The organism is Seonamhaeicola sp. ABD4_175 (assembly GCF_056160885.1).
In genome coordinates this window covers 73,044-92,212 of sequence record NZ_JBSWYC010000003.1, presented here as the reverse complement: position 1 = coordinate 92,212, position 19,169 = coordinate 73,044, and the positions used below count along the sequence as shown (strand labels likewise).

The window sequence follows — 19,169 nt, the reverse complement described above, 5'->3', positions numbered from 1 at the left end:
TTGAAATAATAACTTTTCTCATAAATTAGTATGTTTATTATTTTTAAATAGCTTGAATATGAATAGCTAATCCGTTTTGTTTTAAAAGGTTTTTTATTATGACATCGTTAGCTGTTACTTTAAGTTTTTCAATTTTAACATTAGTTTCAGTTCCCAACGTCTTATCATCTGTATAAATAGTAGCTTGGTATGTTTTATTATCATCCAAAAAATCTAGCTGAATATTTAATTCTCGATCACTTTTTCCAGTAAGCCCTCCAATAAACCAATCGTTTCCACTTTTTCTAGCGACAATGGCATACTCACCTGGATAACCATCAATTATTTTGGTATCATCCCAAACTGTAGGCAAAGCATCATAAAATGCAAGTTCAGGGACTTCTTGTATAAATGTTTGTGTACCACCAGCACCTTCTTGATCTTTATCTGAACCTTCAGGCCTGTCATACCAATATAAAAATTGCCAAGGACTATATATGCAAACCGCTTTTGCCATTTGAGAAACATGAGACCCCATTTTTTGGGTAACGCGAGGAGCAAAATAACAGTTGGTTTGATCTCCGGCGCCTGCTATCATTCTGGTAAATAATGTATTGATTACCATAGCGTTTTTAGGTGATTCTTCATCACCTCGTATTCCTTCTTGAGTCATTAAATTTGGATAAGTTCTAGAATATCCTGTTGGCCTATATTCGTCATGAATATCTACCATTAATTTATAATCTGCAGCCTTTCTAACCGCATCGTGTAACCAAGTTGTCCATTCTTGTGGACCCACATTTACAAAACCGTATTTTAAGCCTGCAACTCCCCAAGAGCTTAACAAAGGTAAAACTTCATCTAGTTGCTTTTCTAAAGAGCGTCTATTTACATAAAGCACTACTTCTATTCCTTTAGATTTAGCATAATTAATAACTCCTTGAAGATCTAATGGACCTTTAGAACGGTTAGGATCAACTGTTACCGTTGTAGCATCTGAAGCATTATCATACTCATTACCGTACCAACCTGCATCAAACTCTATAAACTGTAAATTATGTTTAACAGCAAAATCTACACAAGCAAAACCTCCTTTTGTTGTTAATGTACTTTCGCGAATAATTTTACCTGGCTTAATCCAGGATGTATCTTCTAATTTATTAGGTTCATTCAAATTAAGAACCAAGTAATTATTTTCCAATAAAGTAGATGGCTTTTTAGCCGCCATAACAAAACGCCAAGGGGTGTTAAAAGCACTTTCTTTTAAAACTTCGCCTTCAAGTTCTGATATAAGCGTAGATGAACCTGAAACTTTATTTTTAAATTTCATACGTGCATAATCTACTAGGCCTGCTTCTCCTAAAGCCATAAATATATTATTGGTTAATTCAACCAACATAGGTCTTTCTACGGTTTTATTAATTTTAGAAACAGGTTGTTTGGTAATTTCACTCTGTGCCCGTGATGACACCCACGCATTTGCATTTTGAGGTAAAGAAAACTCTGTAAGTTCACTATTAATTTTAATGCCCTTATCATTTTTGAATTCATACCGAAAAGCAACTCCTTCATTATAAGCCCTAACCCTAATGTTAAACATAGCGTTTCCTTCTCCTAATGAAATTAAGGTTTCTTTATAAACATCAGGATATTCATTTTTCTCGCCATAAACAGGTTTCCATGAAGTATTTACAACTTTACTAGAGGTATTTGCTACTAAAGTCTTTCCGTTAAAGCTTTGTTTCCCTTCAATATCAAAACCTAAACCAGAGGGTTTTATAACTTCAACTCCCTTGTAATTAATGGTGTAAGACAAACTAGATTGATTGTCTATTTTAAAATTAAAGCTAAAATCTTTATTTGGGCTTTTTACAATAACCTCTTTTAGGCTTTCCTGATTTTTACAGGATAAAATAATTAGCATAGTACATGCTGTTAATAATAATGAAGTTAATTTCATTTTAAATTTAGTTTATACAGTTGTTTTGATTATGGTTTATTTTAATAATACATTGTGTGTAAACAAAAATCTGATATTCTTAAAGAATTAATGGTGTAAAATTTGTTTAAATAAGTAGACAAACATGTTTTTACAACAGTTTTATTGGGTTAATTTCTTAATTTGAAATTATCAATAAGATATATTACAGTAATTTGTTTTGATAAAATAGAGATTGATTATATGGTATTAACACTCTTAGTAATTCATTAAATTACTAAGAGTTATAGTAAAGTATATACATGAAAATTATTAGTTAAAGTGTTAACAATAATTTTCACCTTTAAATAATCTGAATAATTATTCTTTAAATAAATCTCTTAACATTTTTAGAATTAAATTATTTATTAAAAGCTTCTTCTACTAATTTAGCAGTATTAATCTGCTTTGTTGTACCTGGCATACTACCTATTCCTTTATAAAATTCTTTGATTGCGCCTCTGTAATAGTTCTTATTTGGTACTATATTCCTGAAGGCATCACGTTTAAGGCCAATATTGTTAAATGGAATGTTTGGAAAGCGTATTTTATTTTTAAACTCAAGGTTTAACTTGTTATAATTTAAAAAATCTGTAGGTTCAACTTTTTTATACGCATCAATACGGCTTTGTTCCAATACTTCTTGAACAATCCTTTTATCTGCTATTCTATTAATTTTATTTCCGTAAGCAAAGTTGTTGTGAATACTGTAGTTAATTGGCCAAAAGCGACCGTACTTTCCAGTATCTGACATGATTTCATTGAACTTAGGATAGCGCTCTTTCCAAACTTTATTTGACCAACCGTTTTTACCAATGCGCTTTTCAATTCGCCCCACATAGTCTTCTTTGGTTCCTATTCTATGATGATTTGGCGTACTTCTTATTTCTTTTTCTATTTTGTACATTTTCTCTCCTAGAGATTTCACAAAGTAAATACCTCTCTCTCCTTCTAATAATACGTTATCATAAAAAACATGACCAGCTCCACCAAAGGCAAACAATCCTTTAGCTGCAGATTTGTAAAAAATGTTTCCATAACAAGTAGCCCCTGACTGACCATCGTCAAGGTGTATTCCCGCTCTAGGAACTTTTCCTGGGCAGTGCATTAAGTGATGGAAGAAGTTGTAGCGGTAAACGTTACCAAAACCACCTAAATCAGCCCCTGAATATACAGCACCTCCATCTCCTTCTTCAAAACCTATATTAAAAAACTCATTAAACTCTAATAGATGTTCATTTCCGTTAATAACCATTGCTTGCCCTATAGAATTGTGTACTAAATTATTTCTAAAAATATTTCCACAACCTTTGTAGGCAATGTTTACTTTTTCGTGTTTAAATTGTTTTTGGTAAATATGACAGTTTTCAATTTTATTGAAAGCTGGTGTTATTTTACTACCATTGGCTATTCCTCCTGCAACTTGGGCATGTTTATTTAAATCTATTAAATCACAACTCACCACACTATTATTACTACCACTCATATTTATTCCAACAGCGGTACTATTTCTAACTATACAACCTGCCACTATGTTATTTTCTCCTGTAATAGTATAAACACTTCCTCCTCCTACATTAGTAACCGATAGCCCTATGATATTAACATTCTTACAATTTTGCATATCTATAAATCCGTTTGCTACTGACAAACTAATATCAGTATCATCAGTCATAGGCTTGGGAGGGTATATAAATAAACGATTTGTTAACGTATCAAAATACCACTCTCCAGGTGCATCAACTTCACATAACATGCCAAATATCCTAAAAGGTTTATCATTCTTTCTCCAAGCCCATCCATAAGCCAAAGCCTCTGTTAGGTGAAGACATTCATCTTTGGCACTTGCGGCATATACCGCTTGAGAACTCAACAACCAACTGGCTTCAATAAATCCTGTTAATTGGTTACGCTTGTTATTCCTTTTTAATTCACGTTCCCACTGTTCCCAAGTACCTCCCATATTTTCAGCCTGAAGGTTAATTTTAGCTCTAGCACCTCTAGGTTCTTCTAAAGACCCCTTCCATCCTCGAGGTTTCCCTTCTTCAAGGTAAGGCACATGAGCTGCACGAACTCCATGATCTTCTTTCCCTACAGGAACTGCTGGAGGCGTAACTTCAGGAGTTACTGTTTCTTCAACAAAGTTGGCATAACCTTTATTTGGAAATACTGATGGCAAATAGTCTTTACCGTTTACGTTTAAATTAAGCATTAAGCTTTTATTAAAACGATTGATGAGCGCCTTATTTTTTATAGTAATTACTTTTATATGCGAAATTGATTTTTTGGATAAGCGCGCTAACTCATCTGCACTTTTAACTGGCTCAAAATCTTTTGCTTTTATTTTTACACTTCCTACAAATTGAACTTGTTCTCCTTCCAAGGCCTTTATAACAATAGGCTTATTGGCTGTTCCTTGAAATTCTTCGCCTAATACAAAAGGCTCTGTGTAGTGATAGTTTCCGCCTTTCAAGTATATAGCAATGCCTTCCTTTGGAAGTCCATTTTTCTTCAACTCTGTGGTAGCCTTTTTTAGCGCAGCTCTAAAGGACATAGGGTCATTTTTCGTACCTTTTGCTCTATCTTTACCGTTTGGAGATACGTATATGGTTAAAGCCTGAGTAAAAAACACATTGGCAATAAAAAAACTAATTAAAAATATATTTCTCATTAATATTTAATAATTTATGTATGATTTTAATCTTGTTAAACCACTAATCCAACCTGCTGGATGGTGTATTCCTCCTTCATCACCAAAAACTATTGGCAAATCAGTTTCTTTTGATGGCTTTTCTAATTTGAATTGACCATCAGCTTCGAAACCGTTTGTAATGGTGCCAACCATAGCATCCCAATCCTTTTTATAACGATTACCAATTCCAACAATCATACTTGCTGAAAAATCGGGTGTGTTTTCATGAAAACCTGAGTGCAGCCCTGTTATCCATTGCAAGTTTCCTGTTGCTATTTCAATAAATTGCTCATCTTGATATAAGTTATAAAACTCCATTGCCAAACCAGCCGCATAACCAAATATTTTGTTATGTCCATGATACCAACCACTCCAGTTTAGTAAACCGAGGCCTTTATAATACCCTGCTGGCATTATTTTAAATGGATTTTGATTTGTGGCAGGAATAAAGTAATTATACGCAAAGCTGCGCACAGTATTATTCCACTTTTCAGCATCACTATGATTTGGCCATAAAGTACTCATTTGAATAAATGGAATAACGTAATGAGGAAAATGACCGCCTTGATTGTAGGCTTTATAATTTGCATTCCAAGCACCACAATGAATATTTGCTTTTTCTGTGAAATCATACGAATCGTACGTATAGAAATGACCGTATAATCCCTCTTCTGCTTTTTCCTTTGTTACTTGTCTGTTAATAATTTTATTAGCGTAATCAATGGCATTTTGTTTAAATTTAGTTTTGCCACATTTATACAATTCAACAGAAGCCCACATCATCATCATTAAATCACGCGTCATCCATTCTTTAGGAGGTTTGTACATTCCATAGGGAGCACCATGAGTAATTGCAAAATAATCATTGTTTTCCCAATGCAAAACAGGACCATATGCCTCTATCCAATTATAGGCTTTAATTGAACGTTCAAGATATGATTTAGCTAATTGTGTATTTTCATTTTTAATAATACGTGAAATACGTGCCAAAATCATGGCTGTTTTAGCAACATTACCGGTAACTACTTTGTAATTCTCTCGCATTTCATGAACAACAGCTCCTTCTTGAAAGCCTAATTCCTTAGCTTTATCTTGACATAATGATACGTAATTAGCACCAACAATTATTTGTTGGTATATATCTTGTAATTCAGCTTTAGTAAGTTCACTTTGAGTTAATTCAACTAAGTCACAAAGAGCGTTGAGCATAATAATATGACTACTTACTTCTTGAAGTGGACTTCCGCAATCTTTCCAACCACCTTCAGGTTTATAGCTTAAACTATCTCGAATTTTTAAATGAGATAGCGCTGTTTTACACCAAGTTTTATTCCATAAAAGGTCTGGTTCAATTTTTATTGGCAGTTCTTTCTTGGTAGTGTAAATGGTTTGATGATTTTCTTGTAAAGAAAGATAAAAGTTTCCTGTAATTTTACAGTCTGAAAAATCTAGTTTCCACCAATATTTATTCCACTTTTTTCCTTGTGAAATAATTTTTCCAGAGAATACTATTTTGCCAGTAGCTATTTGATGTAGTGAAAACGAAGCATTATTACTTACAAAACTAGCATCTTTATGCTGTACCATGGCTATTTTAGGTAATTCTAAATTATAACCAACTTGTGAATATGTTAATAGACTATAATCAAAACTATCTTGTCCATAAGTTGTGATAGTTAATAATATAAGTATAGCTAAAAATAATTTATTCATATTTTGTTTAAATCTAATTTGTTATACTTTGTTTTACAACAGTTTCTAAAAAAAAAACGTAAAACAAAGCCTTAACATACTTTATTTATTTTAAATAATCAGGAATTGGATATCTTGCGTTTACTTTTTCTGCATTATAACGTCCTCCTTTATCATTCTTAAATTTTTTAAATGCAGCTTTCCTATATTGATTTTTTTCTGGCATTACGGTTCTAAATGTATTTTTTACCAATCCAATTTTTTCAAAAGGAATAGGCTTAAACCCATCCATGGTTTTAAAACTTGGCTTTAACTTAAAGTTTAAAGACTCAACATCTTCAAATGCTTCTAGTGTTATTTTAGCAGGTAATTTAAAGGTACCTTCTTTGGGTAAATCTCTAAATCTTCCTGTTTCTTTACTTTCCATTCCTTCTATAGTACCATCTCCACCATGAATATGAAAAGGATTACTTACTTCATATGCATAATTAAGATTTACATTGCCAAAAGTTTGAGCCCATGGATTGAGTTCTATCATGGCTTTTAGCTCAGGGAAAGTTTCTTTCCAAGGACTTTTTTCCCAACCTTTTTCTCCAATTACTTGTTCGGCAATATACAAATAGTCTCCTTTATCTCCTTTAGGTAAATCTCTTCCAAACTTATCTAGTTCATCCCATTTTTTCTGAATTCCTTTTTTATCTGTAGGTTTTTTCAATGTCCACCAAAGAGTATAGCAGTCCATAGTTATATTATTCTGAAAGTCGTTTAATGGCCCATCAAATTGTGCTGCACAGCGTCCGGGTCTGTAAAAAACATTTCCATATATTTTTAAACCGGCTCCATTATCATCATTACGAAAAGGTGATACTGGGTGCCCACCTGGTTCAATGAGATGGTGTACAAAATTATAGCGTACTACATTATTCATAGTGTACCATTGTGCACCACAATATGCCACATTGAAATCTCCCATTTCATAACCAATATTATAGTATTCGTTGTACTCCATTAATAAATTAACGGTTTTATAACTTACCGCACCATTCATACTGTGTAATAAATTGTGAGCAAAATAAATTCCAACTCCATCTAAACCAATAACCCCATAGCCTCTTAAACGACAATTTCTTATAATGTTATTGGTAGCAAAGTTGTAGCATGGTTTAATTTTTTTAAAATCACCACCACTAATGCTGAAGGCGTTATACAAATCATAAAAATCACATCCACTTATTCCATTTCGTTTTCCTCCCTTAATAGTTACTCCTTTTCCTGCTCCATTTCTAACATCGCTATTGGCTAGTAAGTTATATTCTCCTCCATGGATACTTACAGCTAACTTTCCGGTGCTTTCAATTATAAAATTTCTAAAAGTTAAAAAAGACGTTTGGTCTAAATTAATAACTTCACCAATGTCATTTCTCTTCGCTTTACTTCCTGATGTTGAAGCGTTATTATTAGTTACTTGCTTATTTCCTATTACTGTTATATTTGATTTCCCTGGCTCAAATCCTTTTATGGGCCATACATATAATCTTTTTTCCTTTTTATCAAAATACCATTCTCCAGGTTGGTCTAATTCTGCTAAAACATTAAGTAAACGAACTCTTCTTGGAATTGATTTAATATGGTCTACAATACCATATCTGGTATGATGCAATAATTTTACTTTGCCATTTTTTATATTACCAACGGGTTCATCCTGAAAATACCAATCATTATGAAAATAACCTTGTGCGCGCATATCCATAGTACGCTCAAACTCTTCTTGAATTATTGTAGAAAGTGTTTCTTTAAACTTAAATTCACCACCAGTAGGATTTTCTTTGCTATATGGCATTGGTTTTTCTCCTGGCTTTAACCAACGTGTTGTAGGTCCTTCTTCAACAATTTCACCAATATGATTATAGCCTTTGTTTGGCCATTGTGCTAATTGTAGCATATATCCATCCATTGATAGCTGTCCGTAATCTCCTTCTCCTTGAAAGTATGAACCTAAATGTATTTTAGACAAATCTATACTCATTACCTGCCCTTTTGCCTTGGGGTGCAATCGTTTTAACAACAATTCATCTTCAACCAATTTCAGTTTTTTAGTATCCAATTCTAAGCCACCTGACAAAATTACTTGACCTCTCTTAATTCCTTTGTAAACAATAGGACTATATTTTGTTCCTGAATCTTCTTTGGTAAATTCAATTGAGGTATCAATGGCATAAAATCCATCTTGCACAATAACATGAACACCTCCTTTAGGAAGCCCTTTTGGGGAATTCTTCATATTGCGAACAGCATCCCTAGCTGCCTCAATTGTTTTAAATGGTTTCTTTTTAGACCCTTTGTTAGCATCATCACCATTAAGAGATACATATAAAACCTTTCCTGGTTTTAGGATTGGTGCAAATTGGTTTTCTATATACTTTGCATTGTACTCTGGAAACGAGTGTGCTTTTTGATTTATTTGATTTTGTTGAGCATTAAGGTTTCCAATAAAAAACACTCCTATAACAAGCAAAGCTAAAAGTTTAAGTATTTTCATGATTTTTTTTGTTTCTATTATCACTATTAATTAAGATTTTGAAATGTTATTTTAATACATATTAGAAGTGTAAATCTAGAGTTAAAACTACATACTCAATTGTTCTATGAGGTCTTTTTATGGGTATAAATTGTTCTTCTAGAAATAAGGCTTTTACTTTTAGAATAAACAAACAATAGATAATGTTTAGTTTGTAATTTTCTCAAAATCAATATTGATTTTTGTATGTTATTTTTATTTCACATAACTCATTTTCCTTTAACTTTTGTATCCAGCCTTCGTTTTTAAAGGTCACCCCTTCTCCTTCAATATTTTTAATATTTAACCTGCTTTCTAGTAACACCGATTGTTCTAGGGAGCTACTTAGTGTCATCTTAATTGATTTTTCGGTATCATCCCAAGCCAACTTATGAATAGTGATTCCTTTTCGAGCCAAAAGCCCCTGAAGTTTTCCTTTTGGTAATTTATCTAAAGGAATTCCCGGAAGTATATTTAAAACCCCTTTACGTGAATACACACACATTTCAGTTAAAATGGCAGGCATAGAAAATATAGCATCAAGGTTGTAGGTTTTATGATCTGGATTATGAGAGGTTATAAAACTTGAAAATAAAAATGATTCTTTTGCTATGGTATTAAACGAGTTCCATGGTATAGATGGGTCTTGTAATCGGGCTCCAAAAAAACCTTGATACATAAAACCATGTGCCGAACGGTCTCCCTGACCGGTTTCTAAACGTTTTTGAATGGCAATTTTTGAAGCTTCGAATAATTTAGGAGTTGTTGGGTTAATATCAATGCCCGGATATACTGCATACAGGTGTGAAAGGTGCCTGTGGTTATAATTATCTTTAATTTCATCATGACTCCATTCTGCAATGGCTCCATCCCCATTAATACGGTAATCGGGTAGTTTTCCTATTATAGCTTGAAGTTTAGGAATGCGGTTCTGCTTTATATTAAGAACTTTGTATGCATCTATTAAACCAACCAATGATTGCCTAATAATTGCAATTTCGGAAGCTGCATTGGGAGCAGTTTTAAACTCGTGAATTCCTCCCATATTAGACGGTCTATTTTCTGGGGAAACACTTGGATAAACCAAATATTTCCCATCTTCACCTTCCATTCCTTTCAAGAAATCTTCGTAAAACAAGGCTATATTTTCAAGAAGCGGTACTACCCTGTTTCTCAAAAACTCCTCATCGTTTGTTATCTGGTAATGCTCTATAAAATAGGCAGCCAACCAACCAGCGGCACCTGTCCACTCATGCCAACCTGCAATAGCTAAACCATGACGCCAACCATGTGCAATGGCTCCCATGTAACCTCTGGCACCGTACAATTGCTGCGCGTTACGTTCCCAATACGGATACAATGATTCTATCCAAGTAAAGTACGCTTCCATCATTTCAGGTAGGTTTCCTGTATTTCCTTGCGAAACAGCCAAATTAAGATTAGTATCATTGGTAAAATGCCCCCACCACATGGGGTTCCAGGTGTTGCCCCAAATTCCCATAAGCGTTGGTGGCAACTCACCCGATGCCGAAATAAATGCGTACCTACCTACAGCATAAATACACTCTAAAAACTCAGGATTTGGACCATGTTTTTTAGCCTCTTCAATTAGCTTCTCGGTAAAATAAGTTTGGTTTTCTTTATTGGTTAAACGGAAACTTACACGTTCATACAGTTCTCGATGTATTGCTTCGTGTTTTATTAAACTCTCTTCATAACCAGAAATAGCATCCAATTTATTGGTTAATGTTTCTCTTGATTTTTCAGAATACTTTGGCAAAAACTCAGTAACCGTTTTCAGTAATACTTCATTGGCACCTTCGACATTTATTTTTCCATTCTGAACAGAAATTTTTCCTCCTTTTGCATCAACTCTAGCAAGGATATGGTAACCTTCAGCTTCATCCAACCAATATTTATTAGTGTAACTGGTGTGAAAATATATTCCATTTTCATCAACAACTACTTTAGGTTTATTAATTTCATTTATATTATAACCAGGCACTTCGCTTAACGAGAATGTACAATTTACTTTAGCGCCACTTTCATTCATTATTTGCATTACCGTTGCATCTTCACTTCTGGACACAAAGCATTTTCTCTTCCAAACGCCTTTATTGTCAGCCCAAGAAACAACAATTTCTCCCTTACTTAAATTAACAGAACGATTATAATCATGCACCTTACCATTTTCAGGCATTTCAATATTTAGGTGCGCTCCTGGGTGTACATAATTTAAACCAAACCGGGGGCTTTGTTTACCATTTAACCTTTTAAATTCTTCTCGTGGAAACATTTTTGCATTTTCATCACCAAAAGCGGTATACAACCGGGTTCCTGCTTCACTAAAATTTCCTTGCATAGCTAAAGTTCTTACTGCCTCAACAACCTTTGTCATATCTGGTACATCAAACGCCACATTTTGAACAGGAACCCATAATTTTTCATGGTTTAACACCAACGATTCATGATACGGATTTCCCATTACCATAATGCCCTGTTTACCGTTTCCTGCAATAAGTCCATCCTGCCATTTAACAGCTGGATTTTTGCTAATAATTTTTATATCTGAATTTTGACTGGAAGCATAGGGCACCACTAGTACAATTGATAAAACTGTTATTATTACCTTTATTAAATTCATATTTATAAATATTTTATTTTTTATAACAAGTCTAGCTTCACCCCAAGCGCTGTGGTCTCCACCCGGACCATTTCCGCCATCGGTTGCTATCAAAATTAGCTCGTCATTACCAGAAACGTTTAATCCTACTGATTTAAAGCCTCCTTATTTTCACTAGACAAACCTCAGCTATAAAATTAAATGGTTTATACCTGCAAGACAATGCTTTATTTGAGGCTTAAATTAATTACTATAACCCCTACTTTTTACCAAAAACTCTCTATTTCTTCTAAAGTTTTATTTTTTGTTTCTGGTATTTTATACTTCACAAATAAAAATGAAATTACACATACGCTTACAAATGCCCAAAACGTTCCGTAAGTACCTAAGGCTTTGTTTAAACTAGGAAAAAAATAGGTTATAAAAAAACAAGCAACCCATAACGCAGTTGTTGTAATAGACATGGCCACTCCTCTAATTTTATTAGGGAAAATTTCTGAAATCAACACCCAGAAAACTGGAGCTAATGTTAAAGCATAAATAGCAATTGCGATAACCACAAGCACAACCAACAATACTCCTTTCATTTCAAAAAAGTAAAAAAGCCCAATTAGTGTGTACGAAATAGCTAACCCTACCGATCCTATCATCCAAAGTTTTTTTCTCCCCCAATTATCAATAACCTTTATAGCTATTAGGGTAAAAACAAGGTTAACAGCACCTGTTAAAATAATATTGAATAATGAATCGCTTACACCGTAACCTGCAGCTGTAAAAATTTCTTCAGCATAATTAAAAACCACATTAATGCCACACCATTGTTGCATAAATGCTAGGACTATACCTATAATTACTAAATGTTTATTTTTCCCTTTCCATACCTCAGATATTGATTTATTATCTACCGTTAATGATTCACTAATTTCTTTTTTTATGCGTTTGGCATACTCACTCCCTCCAACATTTGTCAACACTAATTCTGAAAGAGTTATTTTGCCTTTTTTTAATAGCCACCTAGGGCTTTCAGGTATTTTAAAAATAAAAATAAAAAAGAGTACTGCTGGCAGCAATTCTGCCCAAAACATCCATCTCCAACCCATTTGCCCATTCCAAGAATTGATTATCTCTAAATTACTTAAGCCATTTGGCATTTTATCTGCAATGAGATAATTAAATATTTGCGCAGATAATATTCCAATAACAATAGCTAATTGATTTAGTGATACCAGCCTTCCTCTATATTGTGAAGGTGAAACCTCTGCAATATACATGGGTGATATTGTAGAAGCTAAACCAATACCTATTCCGCCTAATATTCTAAAAAAAATAAAGAGATTAAAATCATCAACCCAACCGGTCCCTGCGGCCGATACCACAAATAGTAATGCTGCTAGACCTAAAGGTTTTTTTCTTCCAAATGTCTCTGCTGTTTTTCCCGCAAACACAGCTCCTAAGATACAACCAATTAAAGCACTAGACATTGCCCAGCCTTGTAATAATGGATAATTAACAATATTAAAAAATCTTTCATAAAATGGTTTAGCACCACCAATAACAACCCAATCATACCCAAATAGTAAGCCACCTAAAGCTGAAACCATTGAAATTTTTATGATGTATTTTAAATTGAAATTATTTGTTTTTTTCATTCTAAATTAATCTAATATAATTTTATTTTTATTGTATTTAAACTATTCATATACATTTAAAGTAAACCATACTTTGCAACTAAGTAACGAACTATTAAAACTTCAGATTACAACAAAAAGAAGAACTATAAAAAAATTATAGTTCTTCTAAAACTAAACTAACTCAAACTAACTTGAAAATCAATACTTTTCTTACTATCTAAATAGTGTTATCAAACTGAAAATTTAAAACCAAAAGAATAGGTCATAATATTTATTAATATTACTTATTATTATAACTTATTCAACCTCAAATCACTGTTAAAAACAAAGTAATAATTAGAGGATACTAAATTAATTAACACAAGAAATTTTATAGGTGACTAATACTTCAAATTACACTAATTATTGTTCAAAACCTGTTAATTGGGTTTTGCCTGTGCGTATTTGGTGATTACAAGAAAAAACTTAATATCAGATGTTTTAATTTAAAACCAAAGCAGTTATATTAAAAACAAGTACAAAAAATAGACAATATATCATGCTACAATTATGGTAAAGAAGTAAGTTAATTCATGATAGTAAAGAATTGGTTGTTTAATAAGACTTCTTTGTTCTCAATTGTTAATATAATTCAAAAAAATATCGAGAGTTAAACCCCTCGATATTTCACACCTTACTAATTAATTGATTTACTACTATTTAACTAAACAATAACTTCTTTTCCTTTTATAATTTTATCTGGAGATTTGCGGGCAATAATACTTTTAAATGTGTTTAAATACATTTCAGTAATTTGAGACATTGGGTGTGCTGTTGCAGCTTTATAATTAGCTTTACCAAGTGTTACTCTATAATCTTCATCGGTTACAATTCTTTCAATAGCTACTGCTAAACTCTCAACACTTGTTGGGTTAAAAAATTCGCCTCTATAACCTTCATCTTGAACTAACAAGGCTAAATCACCTAAATCTGGCATTACTACTGCTTTACCATAACTTCCTGCTTGGTGCAACACACCAGAGCTTCCTGTGGTTGATGTATATGGAAATACTACAACAGTACTTTCATTAAACAATACAGGCACTTCTTCTTCTTCAACATAACCGGTAAATCGTAACTTTGGCACATGTTTATATTTATCTTTTACACCGGCTAAGTATCCTGGTACATTTGGGTTATCTGTTCCTGCTATAACTACTTCTATGTTTAAGCCTGTTTTGGCGCGTACTTTTTCAACAGCTTCAATCATGCCCTCTACTTTTTTATAGGTACCAAACTTACCAAAAGTCATGATTTGTTTGGGGCCATCGGGTATTGCATAATTTGGTTCTTCTGGTATTTCAAAAGTTCCGTGAGGTATTAATTTAACATTGTTTGCTTTGTATTTTGCTTGTAAAATATCTACGTATTTTTGCATGGTTACAGCAACGGTATCTGCTTGTAAAATTAAACGCGTTAGTGTGCTTCCAATAAAACCATAAATTTTCTGCATTAACTTATTACTGGTAAAACCTGCACTACCTAAATCTACTTCTTCAAGTATATTATGCAATAATACTATATTTGGTATTCTTTTAAGTTTACAAACTAACGGTAACATTAAACCTAAGGCTGCAGCTACTTTTTTATCGCCAAACTTCATAAACTGTAAATTAAACAATACAGCGTCTGGCTTTTCTTGTTTTATTGCTTTATTAACACTTAAAATATTTTTATAGCTGTTAAATTCCCAACATTCTTTAATTGTAATTTTACAGCCATTAGTATTAAAATTAAGATCCTTTTCTCCTTCAGTTTTGTCTGTTAACAAAACTATCTCATCTATATCTTCTTTTTGGGTAAAGTGTTTTACTAAATGGTAAGCGTACTCGTTTAAGGTTACTTTACTTGGCGGATACGCTGTTACAATTGCTAATTTCATAATTAATAGTGGTTTTATTTATTGTAAAATTGGGACTTATATATTTAATAATGTGATAGATTTAGATTAGGTAGCTTTTAGTGTAGACGAGTGGTAATTTACTTTAGACTAACTGTTTTTTCTTGTGACTAAGCTTAAAAAACACCAGTTGAATACACAATAACAAAAACATGGCTATTATTTGAACATGCACAACTTGCGCTAAACTATCATGATAAAAAACAACTAAGGCTATTTGAAGTACACCAAAAACACCCGAGATTACAACTGGCACGTATTTATCTAAAGACAAATAGTAGTATGCAAATATGTTAGAAATGGCAAACATAGATGTTGCTATGGCATATTTCCATAATAAAGGTGCCATTGCAATATAGCTTTTACCAAATAATATAGTTATTATAGTTTGCGGCATTATAGAACATACCAAAACAATGGTTGTAGAAATAGCGGCAATATAACCTACGTATTTAAACAATGTTGGCGCGGTGTCTAATCCGTCCTTTTTCTGCTGAACAACCGTTGGTAGCAATAACATTACAAACATCCACGCTATAAAGTACACTATACGCCCTATTAAAGCTAATGATGCGTAGAGTCCTGCTTCATAAGATTCAAAATAATGTTTAACCAATAATATATCACTATTATTAATTATAATTTGCGTTAATTCATAAAACGCTGTAATTATAAAAAAACTACGGATGTTTTTTGTCTGTGATTCTGAAAGCGAAATTTGCCCATTGAAGTTTAACAAACTGAATTTAAATGGCACTAAACCAAAGGCAAAAGACAATAATATACCAATAGCAATGACTACTGAAGATTGTATGTTAAGCAAAAATATAATACCCAATGTAATGAGCAACCTACTTAACATTTCTAATTGATAAGTTATTGATAAGTTTTTAAAAGCTTTTTTTCCTTGATAAACACCACGGTTTACACTCATTAAAAAATACAAAGGCACACCAACACCAAAAATTACAAACATACTAGATGATGATGTATTAAAAACCATTTGTAGTTGTTTTGAAAACACCACAATAGCAATACCCATTAACACGCCAATTAATAAAGCCTGTTTATATACTTTGGTAACAAACTTTTCTAGAATATCATTTTCAAATAACACTGAAAATTTTGCAGTTACCAACTGAAATGTCATAGCCGCAAACGATAGTACTAGTAAAAATGTAATTAAAACGGCCGCATCTGCAAATTGTGCTGGCCCTAATATACGACCCAATATTAAATTGTATAAGTAATTACCACCGTTTACCAGCAAAACACTGAGCATGAATATTTGCTCGGGTGTAATTTTTTTTGATTTTAAAACCGTTAATATTTGCATAACTACTTTTTTAAATTAAGCCTTATTATTAAACTGTTTTAAAATAGAAGCGCTTTGTTTACCTGTAAGTTTAAAATTCACATTTTTAATTAATGCATTTTTATAAGCTTTATAAATAGCAAAAACACCGTTATTATCAATGTTTTTAACCAAATCTAAATTTAGCGTTAGTGCTTTTTCGCTATTAATTAAATAATTTAAGTGATTTAATAAATTGAATGATGTAGATGCATTTATTGTGCCTTCAGCAAAATAAACACCATTATTTCTTTTAATTTTAAGAGCCATAATTCATAATATTTGGGGTTATTATTTTATGTATTTAACACAAATATCAGCCAACTTACAGTGAATAAACCTTTTATTTCGGTGAGTGGCAATTTGCTGTAGATGAATGATTGAAAAGTAATGACTAACTTGCAGAAGTATAAAACCAACCCCAAAATTATGCACAATAAACACCTATTTTTGTTTGCTTTGTTTTTAATAAGCGTCTTTTGCTTTTCTCAAGACATGAAAAAAGGCTTTAATCTATTAGAAACAGGTAAATATCCTGAAGCCGAAGTTTTTTTTAATAATGTTTTAAAAGAACACCCTGATAATAAAACCGCCAAACTTTGTTACGGAAGAGCTGTTGGGCTAGCCGGAAATGCACCAAAAGCAGTAACTATATTTACAGAATTATTGGAGGTTTATCCAAATGATTTTGAAGTAAAACTTAACTATGCCGAATCTTTACTATGGGGCTCAAACTTCCCCGATGCTAGAGTGTATTATGAAAAGCTTTTAAAAGAAAACAACCAAAGTTTTGCAGCATTGCTTGGGTATGCAAACACGCTTTCTAACTTAAAAATTTACAATGAAGCGCTTACTCAAGTAAATAAGGCCTTACAGGTTTCTCATGGCAACCCCAATGCTATGGTTTCAAAAAAATATATTTATTTAGGTTATGCTTACCAAAAACAACAAGCGCAACAATATGATGAAGCCGAAACCTTACTAAAAAAGAATTTAGAGCTTTTTAATAATGATAAATCAACCTTATTAAACCTTGCTAATCTATACATTATTGCAGGTAAATTTGATGAGGCCGAAGCTACGTACCAAATAATTAAAACCTTACCCGAAAGTGAAACTACAGCACTTAACGGTATTGCGCTTGTAAAACATTTAAAAGGAAAAGAAAAAGATGCTTTAAAAATAAGTAAGCAAGCGTTTAATAACATACCAAATATTAAAGACACGCTTAAAATAAACCAAACCAAAGAACGCTACATACAGGCTTTAATTTGGAATAAAAAATTTAAAGAAGCCAATACTTTAATTGACGAACTTAAAACTGAAAAGCCTAATCAGGCTTGGATTTTATCACTTAGCGCTACCCTAAATATTTACAAAAGCGAATTTAAAAATAGTATTAATGACTACAACCGCATTTTAGAAATAGACAGCAGCTCTTTTGATGGTAATTTAGGTAAAGCAAACGCTTTAAAAGCTACAGGCCTTTACAAAGAGGCCTACCAGTGGGCAAATAATACTTTAACGTTTTATGAAAAACAAAAAGATGCCTCTAACTTTATTAAAAATTTAGATAAAAGTTTTACTCCTTTTTGGGAAACCAAAGCCTCTTATTCTTTTGATAATGGTAACAACAAAGCTTATGCTGTTAATACCTCTATTGAGTTCCCAATGTCTACAAAATTTAAACTAAAAGCGGGATACGGTTACAGAACAACCAGTAATAAAGTAACAGATAATGAAGCAAATTCTAATGCATTCACCTTTGGTTTAGGTTATCAATTACTACCAAATATTACATTTAACGGTAATGTTGGTGTAACTGCTGCTAATGCTAATGATCAATCTTACACCCAATTAGTTACAGATGCCTCATTCAACATAAAACCAATGAAACTACAAGTTTTAGATATTGGTTATAAGCGTGAAATACAAAGTTTTAATGCCGAATTATTAGACCGCCAAATAGTAATGAACAATATTTACGCCAACTATAGTTTAAGTACTAACGTTAACATTGGTTGGTTTACACAGTACTTTTACACGTGGCAAAATGATGATAATGCAAGAAACTTACTATTTACATCATTGTATTATAATATTTTAAGTAAACCATCATTAAAGGCCGGTTTAAACTACCAATACATAACCTTTAAAAACCAAGTACCAACCATCTATTTTAGTCCGGAAACATTTAACGCTGCCGAAATTTTTATAAACCTTATTAAAACCGATGGCATTGCAAAAGCCAAAGAATGGTTTTATGAGCTTACCGCAGCAACAGGTTTACAATTTATTGAAAAAGATCCGAAACAAAGCACTTACAGAATTCAGGCTAAATTGGGGTATAAATTCTCAGAACGTTGTCAACTTAATTTATTTGGCACTCGTAGTAATATAGCATCGGCTACTGCAGCTGGTTTTACATTTAATGAAATTGGTTTACGCTTTAAATGGTACTTTTTAGAGAAGCCTATTTTTAAGAAAAAAGAAGAATAGAAAAATAAAATCCTTTTCATTTATAATAACCTGCTAAATATATTGGCAGGTTTTTTTGTTCAATTTTATTATTCATTTATTTTATTCAAATAAACATATTTACTTTAAAAATACTGATACATTGATGGTTACTTTGTTATTATTTATTACTAAAGGTACTGAAGTACAGCTTATTAACTGCATCAATAAAGCTCATTTATCTCTTAATGAATAAAAACAATACAT

The 19,169-nt window shown here is 32.3% G+C and carries 10 protein-coding genes; 1 reads left to right on the top strand and 9 read right to left on the bottom strand.

Annotation, left to right across the window (positions count from 1 at the left end):
* Positions 1-43: 43 nt before the first annotated feature.
* The 9 genes from ACXAG4_RS10325 to ACXAG4_RS10285 form a co-directional block, all read right to left on the bottom strand.
* Complete coding sequence (locus ACXAG4_RS10325; RefSeq protein ID WP_475296007.1) at positions 44-1,939, bottom strand: glycoside hydrolase family 97 protein; 1,896 nt, start codon at positions 1,937-1,939, stop codon at positions 44-46.
* Positions 1,940-2,318: 379 nt separating this feature from the next.
* On the bottom strand, positions 2,319-4,628 hold the full coding sequence (locus tag ACXAG4_RS10320; RefSeq protein ID WP_475296006.1) for a right-handed parallel beta-helix repeat-containing protein: 2,310 nt from the start codon (positions 4,626-4,628) through the stop codon (positions 2,319-2,321).
* A 6-nt stretch (positions 4,629-4,634) separates the two neighbouring features.
* Complete coding sequence (locus tag ACXAG4_RS10315) at positions 4,635-6,362, bottom strand: cellulase N-terminal Ig-like domain-containing protein (protein ID WP_475296005.1); 1,728 nt, start codon at positions 6,360-6,362, stop codon at positions 4,635-4,637.
* 85 nt (positions 6,363-6,447) lie between these two features.
* Positions 6,448-8,880 carry a right-handed parallel beta-helix repeat-containing protein gene (locus ACXAG4_RS10310; protein ID WP_475296004.1) on the bottom strand — a complete coding sequence of 811 codons (2,433 nt, stop codon included), beginning with the start codon at positions 8,878-8,880 and terminating at the stop codon, positions 6,448-6,450.
* 208 nt (positions 8,881-9,088) lie between these two features.
* A complete protein-coding gene (locus ACXAG4_RS10305) occupies positions 9,089-11,635 on the bottom strand; it encodes a glycosyl hydrolase family 95 catalytic domain-containing protein (RefSeq protein ID WP_475296003.1) in 2,547 nt (848 codons plus the stop codon).
* A 152-nt stretch (positions 11,636-11,787) separates the two neighbouring features.
* Positions 11,788-13,170, bottom strand: a complete 1,383-nt coding sequence (locus ACXAG4_RS10300; protein WP_475296002.1) for a sugar porter family MFS transporter — start codon at positions 13,168-13,170, stop codon at positions 11,788-11,790.
* Positions 13,171-13,855: 685 nt separating this feature from the next.
* Positions 13,856-15,073, bottom strand: coding sequence for a glycosyltransferase (locus tag ACXAG4_RS10295; protein WP_475296001.1), 1,218 nt, complete (start codon positions 15,071-15,073; stop codon positions 13,856-13,858).
* A 103-nt stretch (positions 15,074-15,176) separates the two neighbouring features.
* Positions 15,177-16,427 (bottom strand): oligosaccharide flippase family protein, encoded by a 1,251-nt coding sequence (locus ACXAG4_RS10290; RefSeq protein ID WP_475296000.1) that lies wholly within the window; start codon positions 16,425-16,427, stop codon positions 15,177-15,179.
* A gap of 15 nt (positions 16,428-16,442) precedes the next feature.
* Positions 16,443-16,715 carry an STAS domain-containing protein gene (locus tag ACXAG4_RS10285; RefSeq protein WP_475295999.1) on the bottom strand — a complete coding sequence of 91 codons (273 nt, stop codon included), beginning with the start codon at positions 16,713-16,715 and terminating at the stop codon, positions 16,443-16,445.
* A gap of 225 nt (positions 16,716-16,940) precedes the next feature.
* Here ACXAG4_RS10285 and ACXAG4_RS10280 point away from each other — a divergent pair, with 225 nt between their 5' ends.
* Positions 16,941-18,944: a tetratricopeptide repeat protein gene (locus ACXAG4_RS10280; RefSeq protein WP_475295998.1), complete on the top strand. Its 2,004-nt coding sequence runs from the start codon at positions 16,941-16,943 to the stop codon at positions 18,942-18,944.
* Positions 18,945-19,169: the final 225 nt, after the last annotated feature.

What these genes read in the sequence shown, in the direction of transcription:
- ACXAG4_RS10325 (WP_475296007.1), bottom strand. Translation starts at nt 1,939, where the DNA reads ATGAAATTAACTTCATTATTATTAACAGCATGTACTATGCTAATTATT.
- ACXAG4_RS10320 (WP_475296006.1), bottom strand. Translation starts at nt 4,628, where the DNA reads ATGAGAAATATATTTTTAATTAGTTTTTTTATTGCCAATGTGTTTTTT.
- ACXAG4_RS10315 (WP_475296005.1), bottom strand. Translation starts at nt 6,362, where the DNA reads ATGAATAAATTATTTTTAGCTATACTTATATTATTAACTATCACAACT.
- ACXAG4_RS10310 (WP_475296004.1), bottom strand. Translation starts at nt 8,880, where the DNA reads ATGAAAATACTTAAACTTTTAGCTTTGCTTGTTATAGGAGTGTTTTTT.
- ACXAG4_RS10300 (WP_475296002.1), bottom strand. Translation starts at nt 13,170, where the DNA reads ATGAAAAAAACAAATAATTTCAATTTAAAATACATCATAAAAATTTCA.
- ACXAG4_RS10295 (WP_475296001.1), bottom strand. Translation starts at nt 15,073, where the DNA reads ATGAAATTAGCAATTGTAACAGCGTATCCGCCAAGTAAAGTAACCTTA.
- ACXAG4_RS10290 (WP_475296000.1), bottom strand. Translation starts at nt 16,427, where the DNA reads ATGCAAATATTAACGGTTTTAAAATCAAAAAAAATTACACCCGAGCAA.
- ACXAG4_RS10285 (WP_475295999.1), bottom strand. Translation starts at nt 16,715, where the DNA reads ATGGCTCTTAAAATTAAAAGAAATAATGGTGTTTATTTTGCTGAAGGC.
- ACXAG4_RS10280 (WP_475295998.1), top strand. Translation starts at nt 16,941, where the DNA reads ATGAAAAAAGGCTTTAATCTATTAGAAACAGGTAAATATCCTGAAGCC.